The organism is Pseudonocardia lacus (genome assembly GCF_018531445.1).
In the GTDB taxonomy this organism is placed as follows: domain Bacteria; phylum Actinomycetota; class Actinomycetes; order Mycobacteriales; family Pseudonocardiaceae; genus Pseudonocardia; species Pseudonocardia lacus.
The window spans coordinates 1-3,064 of record NZ_JAHDTH010000395.1 but is presented as its reverse complement, the minus strand read 5'-3'; the positions used below and the strand labels follow the sequence as shown (position 1 = coordinate 3,064).

Genomic DNA, 3,064 nt, shown 5'->3' with positions numbered 1-3,064 from the left:
GGGGGTGCGGGCGCGCGTGCGGGTGCTGGGTGGGGCGCGCGTGCGGGTGCGGGTGCGGGGCGGGGTGGACCCGGCGCGGCGGGGCGGGCGGATGCGTGCCCCGCCGGTCCAGGCGGACCGTCGCGGTGTCCACCCGCGGCGGCGGCACCCGCATGCGGACGGTCTCGACGTCGTCGAACGACCCGACGCGCGGCAGGCCCAGGCGGGTGGCGTCCGGGACGCGCTCGGGCGCCGACGGCCGAGCGGGGCGCACGGCCGGGGTGACTGCTACGGGGGCGGGCCGATCGGTCGCGGCGGGCGCCTCGGCCGGCTCGTCGTCGGAGTCCGCGCGCCGGCGCGCGAGGACGCGGCGCGCGACCCACCACCCCACCGCGACCGCGAGCAGCCCGACGACGACCTTCGACACCACCGACATGTACGGCTCGATGAGCCCGAAGTTGGCCCCCAGCCCGTAGCCGGCCAGCACGAACGCGGTGTTCCAGATGAGGCTGCCGGCGGTGGTGAGGGCGGCGAACAGCACCAGCGGCATGCGCTCCAGCCCGGCCGGTACCGACACCAGGCTGCGCACGAGCGGGACCATGCGCCCGAAGAACACCGCCTTCGACCCGTGCCGGGCGAACCATTCCTCGGCCTTCACGACGTCCTTGACGTCGACCAGGGGCATCCGGTCGGCGATGGCGAGCAGGCGTTCGCGGCCCAGCGCGGCACCGACACCGTACAGCGCGAGCGCGCCGGCGAGCGAGCCCAGCGTGGTCCACACGATCGCGGCCACGAGGCTCATGTCCCCGCGTGCCGCGGTGAACCCGGCCAGCGGCAGGAAGACCTCGCTCGGCAGTGGCGGGAAGACGCTCTCCAGCGCGATCGCCAGCCCGACCCCCGGCGCGCCCAGCGTCTCCATCAGGCCCACGACCCAGCCGATGATCCCGCCGTCGGCAGCCACCGGAACGGTACTCATGGCGCACACGCTAGAGAAGCACCCTTTTCGGACATCGCACCCGGGGGGTGCGTTCCGCCCCTACCTGGCGAAACCCGTCAGGGGGTACCGACCAGAGCGGCCACCCGGTCGGCGACCCGGTCGGGGAACTCGCCGTTGAGCGCGTGCGACGCGTCGGGCCACAGCTCGACGGTCGCGTTCGGCACCAGGCGGGCCCGGGCGGCCGCCTTCGCGGGGTCGTGGATGATGCTGCGCCCCGCGATCACGACGAGGGCCGGCGCGCTGACGGCCCGCAGCTGGGCGTCGGTGGGGTAGGCCGGGAAGGGCAGCGCGCGGCGGTACTCCCGCATGCCGGTCGAGATCATCCGCCCGACCGCGAAGTCGTCCGCGTCGACGCCGCCGGCGATCCAGCGCAGGCTCGCCCGCTTGAGCCGTCGCGGCAGCGGGAGCGTGGCTCCCAGCGAGAACAGCACGACCTTGGCCCCGATCCGCCCGAAGGTGCTGGCCGGGTCGAGCAGCGCCAGCGAGGCGACGAGGTCGGGGCGGTGCACCGCGAGGTTCACCGCGCTCCAGCCGCCGAACGACAGGCCCAGCAGGTGCGCGCTCGACAGCCCCAGTCCGTCGAGGGTCTCGCCGAGCCAGCCGGCCTGGTCGGCGGCGTCGGTGATCGGGCGGGTCTGCACCGAGAGGCCGGGCTCGCCGAGCAGGTCGACCGTCACGACGGGCCGCCCGATGCGCAGCAGCGACGGGATGTTGTCGGCCCACACCGGCGAGCTCGACGCGGTGCCGGGCAGCAGGACCAGCGGCGGCCCGCCGTCGGGCCCGAACCGGTAGGTCCGCACGACGCCGAACGACGTCCGCACGTCGTCCGTCGCGGTCGGCTCGGGCATCTCGGCCATGGCCTCGGCGTAGGCGGCGACGAACCGCGCACGCCCCGCATCGCTGGTGAATCCCCCGACCGACATCGGACCTCCCTCATCGACGATACGATCGTATCGTAGTCGGGAGCGCTGAGAGGATGCGCGCATGGACGAGCCCGGGACGCGGGCGGCCATCGGCCGAGCCCTGCTGGAACTGCTGGCCGAGGGCGGCGCGGTCAGCTACGGCGCCGCGGCGACCAGGGCCGGGGTGTCCAAGGGCCTGGTCCAGCACTACTTCCCCGACCGCACGCGGCTGGTCCGCTTCGCCGCGGCCACGGTGGCCGAGCGCCTGGGAGCGCGCCTGCGCGACGCCATGTCCGATCCCACCGCCGATGCCGTCGCCGACCCCGCCGCCGCGCTGGCCGAGGCGCTCGTCGCGCTCCTGCCGGCGACCGCCGACTCGCGCCTCGACGAGGCCGCGGGCCGGGCGCTCTTCGCGCTCGCCCTGACCGACCCGGAGACGAACCGCACCTACCGCGACGGCCGGCGGGCCCTGACCGGCATGGTGCGCGACCTGCTGGCCGCCGCCGCACCCGGGCACGCGCCCGACCGGCGCGCCGAGACGGCCCGCGACCTGCTCGGCACGCTCGGCGAACTCGGTACCGACCTCGCGCTCGGCGAGATCTCCGCCACCGAGGCCGCGAGAGCGCTGCGCGAGCGGGTCCGCGCGGCCGTCGGCTGAAACGCGCGGAGCCGCCCCCGGGACCCCTCCGCGTGCTGATGGCGCGGTGTCAGGCGCTCTCCGCCCGCCACGGCGCCCCGGTCGCGACCAGGTCCTGGCGGCCGACGGGGCGCCGCAGCACGCCCGCCCAGCCGGAGCGCAGCAGGCCCCGCCCGGCCAGCAGCGGGATCGCCTCGTCCGCGACCCGACGCAGGTCGTCGGGCAGGACGAGCGGCTGCAGGGTGATGCCGTCGGCGGCGCCGAGCCGCAGCGTGGCGCCGACCAGGTCGGCGAGGTCGCCGGCCGGCCCGAGCACCCGGATGGACGACGCCGGCGCGGGGAGGACGGCGTCGAGCCGGGCGACGTCGGTGTGGGCGCGGTGCCGGTCGGCGGCCAGGTGCACCTCGACGTCCAGCAGCACGGCGACGTCGTCGGGGTCGCGGCCCGCGGCGGCGACGGCCGCCCGCACCCGGGTCCTGGCCTGGTGCGCGGCGTCCAGCCCGGCGGCGCTGATCCGGACGACGTCGGCCCACCGGGCCAGCACGGGCA

3 protein-coding genes and 1 pseudogene are annotated in these 3,064 nt (G+C 76.7%); 1 reads left to right on the top strand and 3 read right to left on the bottom strand.

Annotation, left to right across the window (positions count from 1 at the left end; all coding sequences use genetic code 11):
* Both KIK08_RS38340 and KIK08_RS38335 read right to left on the bottom strand, forming a co-directional pair.
* A partial coding sequence (locus KIK08_RS38340) for a DedA family protein (RefSeq protein WP_214408214.1) occupies positions 1-955 on the bottom strand: 955 nt, incomplete at its 3' end.
* Between the two features lie 77 nt (positions 956-1,032).
* On the bottom strand, positions 1,033-1,899 hold the full coding sequence (locus KIK08_RS38335; protein ID WP_214408213.1) for an alpha/beta fold hydrolase: 867 nt from the start codon (positions 1,897-1,899) through the stop codon (positions 1,033-1,035).
* 61 nt (positions 1,900-1,960) lie between these two features.
* Between KIK08_RS38335 and KIK08_RS38330 the strand changes: the two genes are divergently transcribed.
* Positions 1,961-2,536: a TetR/AcrR family transcriptional regulator gene (locus tag KIK08_RS38330; protein WP_214408212.1), complete on the top strand. Its 576-nt coding sequence runs from the start codon at positions 1,961-1,963 to the stop codon at positions 2,534-2,536.
* 49 nt (positions 2,537-2,585) lie between these two features.
* Here the strand turns inward: KIK08_RS38330 and KIK08_RS38325 are convergent.
* Positions 2,586-3,064: pseudogene (locus tag KIK08_RS38325) on the bottom strand (LLM class flavin-dependent oxidoreductase); the annotation flags it as partial.